The sequence below is a fragment of the Pseudomonas sp. FYR_5 genome (assembly GCF_043106315.1).
GTDB lineage: Bacteria > Pseudomonadota > Gammaproteobacteria > Pseudomonadales > Pseudomonadaceae > Aquipseudomonas > Aquipseudomonas putida_Y.
On the sequence record NZ_JBICMK010000030.1, the window covers coordinates 1 to 4,864 of the forward strand.

The 4,864-nt window shown below is 62.4% G+C and carries 2 protein-coding genes and 1 pseudogene; 1 reads left to right on the plus strand and 2 read right to left on the minus strand.

From position 1 onward, the window contains the following. Positions 1 to 52: 52 nt before the first annotated feature. A pseudogene (locus tag ACF8RA_RS03300) lies at positions 53 to 1,766 on the minus strand (DEAD/DEAH box helicase). A 317-nt stretch (positions 1,767 to 2,083) separates the two neighbouring features. Then, entirely contained in the window at positions 2,084 to 2,839 is a 756-nt protein-coding gene (locus ACF8RA_RS03305; RefSeq protein WP_010952896.1) for a spermidine synthase, read from the minus strand. Between the two features lie 116 nt (positions 2,840 to 2,955). Between ACF8RA_RS03305 and ACF8RA_RS03310 the strand changes: the two genes are divergently transcribed. Beyond that, entirely contained in the window at positions 2,956 to 4,302 is a 1,347-nt protein-coding gene (locus tag ACF8RA_RS03310) for a class II 3-deoxy-7-phosphoheptulonate synthase (protein WP_209964332.1), read from the plus strand. Positions 4,303 to 4,864: the final 562 nt, after the last annotated feature.

The window sequence follows — 4,864 nt, forward strand, 5'->3', positions numbered from 1 at the left end:
CAGGCAAAAAAAATCCCCGACCTAAGCCGGGGATTCTTTCATTACGCCAGGATCAATCCTCGCGGTAGCGACGCAGCTTCAGCTGCTTGCCAGCCACGCGGGTGTCCTTGAGCTTGGACAGCAGCTTCTCGAGGCCGTCTTCCGGCAGCTCGACCAGGCTGAAGCTGTCGCGCACCTGGATGCGGCCGATAGCGTCACGCGCCAGGCCACCTTCGTTGAGGATCGCACCCAGCAGGTTCTTGGCAGCGATGCCATCACGGGCACCCAGGGCGGTACGGCAACGCACGCGGCCTTCGGCCAACGGCAGCGGCGCACGACGCTCACGGTCACCACGGTCAGGGCGCTCGCCACGCTCACCGCGCTCGGTACGCTCACCACGCGGGGCAAAGCTCGGTACCAGCGGCTGCTCACGCTCTACCGCCGCCAGGTCCAGCGCCTGGCCATTGGTGGCCTTGCGCAGCAGGGCCGAAGCCAGTGCACGCGCGCTGCAACCCAGGTCGGTGGTCAGGCGGTCGAACAGCTCGCCGTGGGTGGCTTCTGCTTCGGCTACCAGCGGCGCCAGGCTCGAGGTCAACTTCTTGATGCGGGCATCCAGCACGGCCTGTGCATTAGGCAGGCGCGCTTCGGCAACCTTCTGCCCGGTTACACGCTCGATCACCTGCAGCATGCGGCGCTCACGCGGGGTAACCAGCAACAGTGCACGGCCATCGCGACCGGCACGGCCAGTACGGCCGATACGGTGTACGTAGGACTCCGGGTCGTACGGCATGTCGACGTTGAATACGTGAGTGATGCGCGGTACGTCCAGGCCACGGGCAGCGACGTCGGTGGCGACGACGATGTCCAGGCGGCCATCCTTGAGCGAGTCGATCACACGCTCACGCTGGTTCTGGGCGATGTCGCCGTTCAATGCAGCAGCCTTGTAGCCTTTGGCTTCCAGCGCGGCGGCCAGGTCCAGGGTGGCTTGCTTGGTACGTACGAAGGCGATCAGCGCGTCGAACTCTTCCACTTCCAGCAGACGCAGCACAGCCGGGATCTTCTGGTCCGCGTGGACCATCAGGTGGGCCTGCTCGATCGCGGTAACGGTCTGGGTCTTGGTCTGGATCTTGACGTGCTTGGGTTCACGCAGGTGACGCTCGGCGATCGAACGGATCGACGACGGCAGGGTTGCGGAGAACAGTACGGTCTGACGGGTAGCCGGGATTGCGTCGAAGATCACTTCGAGGTCGTCCATGAAGCCCAGCTTCAGCATCTCGTCGGCTTCGTCCAGTACCAGGTACTGTACGGTCGACAAGACTTTTTCGTCACGACGCAGGTGGTCGCACAGACGGCCCGGGGTGGCCACGACGATTTGCGCGCCGTTGCGGATCGCACGCAGCTGTGGGCCCATCGGGGCACCACCGTAGACGGCGACAACGTTCACGCCCGGCATCTGCTTGGCGTAGGTTTCGAAAGCGGTAGCAACTTGCAGCGCCAACTCACGGGTTGGCGCCAGGATCAGGGCTTGCGGTTCGCGCTTGCTCACATCGATCTTGTTCAGGATCGGCAGGGCGAAGGCAGCGGTTTTGCCGGTGCCAGTCTGCGCCTGGCCGATCATGTCGTGACCGGCGAGGATGATCGGGATCGATTGTTGCTGAATGGCGGACGGCTCTTCATAGCCGGTAGCCACAACGGCAGCAACAATGTTCGGATTAAGATCGAGAGCGGCGAAGCCGCCGGTTTCCTGGGTCATGGGTCTGCCTCTAGGTGCATCCGCAAAGACCCATGCTCCAAAGCTGCACATGCCTTGAAAGACCGTCAGGTCACCCAGGCAGCTTTGGCGGCGGGGATTTGCGAAAACGATTGAAAAAGAAAACTTGGGAAGGTCCGCCTAGCGGACGCGCAGCCGAAGCTGGACTCGGAGGATTTGCACCACCTGATTTTGAGGTCCGCTAAAAGACCGGCGCGTACTATACCTGAAATAGTCACGTACGTGAGGAAAATTTTCATGGGTGCAGGGCCAGCATCGGGCCACCAAGCACGACAGGCTGAATCGATAATCCCCTGAAGCCGTGCGCGCTCGGTGTCGCAGCGGTTGAGCCTTTCAGGTAGCCGGCCGAATCTCGCGGATCAGCCCATCGAGGCTGTACCCCAAACGGGGCGCCAGCGCTTCGGCCCGGGCTCTCAAACCGTCCAGGTCCAGCGACTGCTCCAGGTCTGCCGGCACCAGCAGAATCACATTGCCCTCCTTCACAGGCAGTTCCCAGTAATGCCGGTGGTACAACCCGCGCAACAACGCTGCGCCCAGCGGCCTGCCATCATCGGTGGCCCACTGGTTGATCACCAGCCAGCCGCCCGGGTTCAGGTGTTGCTGGCAGTTCTCCAGAAAGTTCCACGCCAGGTGCCCGACCCCAGGACCATGGTCGGTGTACAAGTCAACGAACAGCAGGTCGGCCTTCTCTGCCGTGGGCAGCAGCTCCAGGGCATCACCGATGCGCACATACAGCCGTGGGTCGTCGTCCAGGCCCAGGTAATCCATGGCCAGGCGCGGCACATCCGGGCGCAGCTCGATGGCCTCGATGTCTTCCAACGGCAGGAACTTCATGCAGGCCTGGGTCAGCGTGCCGGCGCCCAGGCCCAGAAACAGCGCGCTCTCCGGCGATTCGTGGCACAGCGCCCCCACCAGCATGGCGCGGGTATAGTCGTACTCCAGCCAGCTGGGGTCGGCCGTGAACACACAGCTTTGCTCGATCGCATCGCCGAACTCCAGAAAGCGGTAGTCGTCTACTTCGTACACGCTGATGACGCCAAAAGCATCCTCCACCCGTGCCAGCAGCCGCTCTTGCCGTTCCGCCGTCATGTCCACCACCCACCTGCGCAAAAACGCGCATTGTCCGCCAACACCCTGGATGCAACAAGCGCAGCGCCAACTGTTACCATGGCCCATAGCCTACAACCGACAAGACCGAGCCCAAGATGAACCAACCGTGGAGCCCCGACAGCTGGCGCGCCCTGCCGATCCAGCAGCAACCGACCTACCCCGATGCCGCGCACCTGCTGAAGGTTGAACAGACCCTGGCCAGCTACCCGCCGCTGGTGTTCGCGGGTGAGGCGCGCGAGCTGCGCCGGCAGTTTGCCGAAGTCACTGAAGGGCGTGCCTTCCTGCTTCAGGGCGGCGATTGCGCAGAGAGCTTCGCCGAGTTCTCGGCTGCAAAAATCCGCGACACCTTCAAGGTGCTGCTGCAAATGGCCATTGTCATGACCTTTGCCGCCGGCTGCCCGGTAGTGAAAGTGGGGCGTATGGCCGGGCAGTTCGCCAAACCCCGCTCATCTGGCGATGAAACCATCGGCGACATCACCCTCCCCGCCTACCGCGGCGACATCGTCAACGGCATAGGTTTCGACGCCAAAAGCCGTATTCCGGACCCGGATCGCCTGCTGCAGGCCTACCACCAGGCCACCGCCAGCCTCAACTTGCTGCGCGCGTTCGCCCAGGGCGGGTTTGCCGACCTGCACCAGGTGCACAAGTGGAACCTGGACTTCATCGCCAACTCGGCGCTGGCCGACAAGTACCACCAGTTGGCCAATCGCATCGATGAAACCCTGGCGTTTATGCGTGCCTGTGGCCTGGACAGTGCGCCGCAACTGCGCGAAACCAGCTTCTTCACGGCCCACGAAGCACTGCTGCTGAACTATGAAGAAGCCTTCGTGCGCCAGGACAGCCTGACCGGCGACTACTACGACTGCTCGGCGCACATGCTGTGGATCGGCGACCGCACCCGCCAGCTCGATGGGGCCCATGTGGAGTTCCTGCGTGGCGTGCACAACCCGATTGGGGTCAAGGTTGGCCCGAGCATGAACCCCGAAGAGCTGATCCGCCTGATCGACACGCTCAACCCGGCCAATGACCCGGGGCGTTTGAACCTGATCGTGCGCATGGGCGCGGGCAAGGTTGGCGACCACTTGCCGGGGCTGATCCGCACGGTCGAGCGCGAGGGGCGCAAGGTGCTGTGGAGTTCCGATCCGATGCACGGCAACACCATCAAGGCCAGCAGCGGTTACAAGACCCGCGATTTTGCGCAGATTCTGGATGAGGTGAAGCAGTTCTTCCAGGTGCACCAGGCTGAGGGCAGCCATGCCGGCGGTATCCATATCGAGATGACTGGGCAGAACGTCACCGAATGCATCGGTGGTGCCCGGCCGATCACCGAGGATGCGTTGTCTGACCGGTATCACACTCATTGTGATCCGCGGATGAATGCTGATCAGTCGCTGGAGTTGGCGTTCCTGATTGCCGAAACCCTCAAGCAGGTGCGGCGCTGAGCGCTTTGCGCTTTTCGCTTTTCGCTTTTCGCTTTTGATCTTGCTTCTAAGCGCGCGGTAGTCCAGGCGACGCAGATTGCGACTTCAGGAGGCCGAGTGGAGGCCTTGCGGAGGGAGATGACGGGCATGGATGCCCGTCAAGCGCTGAGGCCCCATGGATGGGGCCTGCAGCGCGTGCTCCCGGGAGCAAGGCCGGAGCGAGGGGACCCCGGAGCGTAGCGTAGGGGCCGGATGATGGGAGCCGACGGTTTTTGGTCCCTTTTTGCCACGACAAAAAGGGACCCGCCGTAAGGGCGGAAAGGTGAGTTGGCGTCGCCATCGCAAACGGACTGTACGCCCGATCAGAACCAGCGCTTAAGCTTTGGGCTTTTGAGCTTTTGAGCTTTTGAGCTTTTGAGCTTTTGAGCCTTTGGGCCTTTGGGTTGTGCGCTTTCACATCAAGTAGACATTCATTCACGATGTTGGCGCCTATTCACCTTTCCGCCCTTCCGGCGGGTTACTTTGGTCGTGGCCAAAGTAACCAAAACCGTCGGCTCCCATCATCCGGCCCCTACGCTACGCT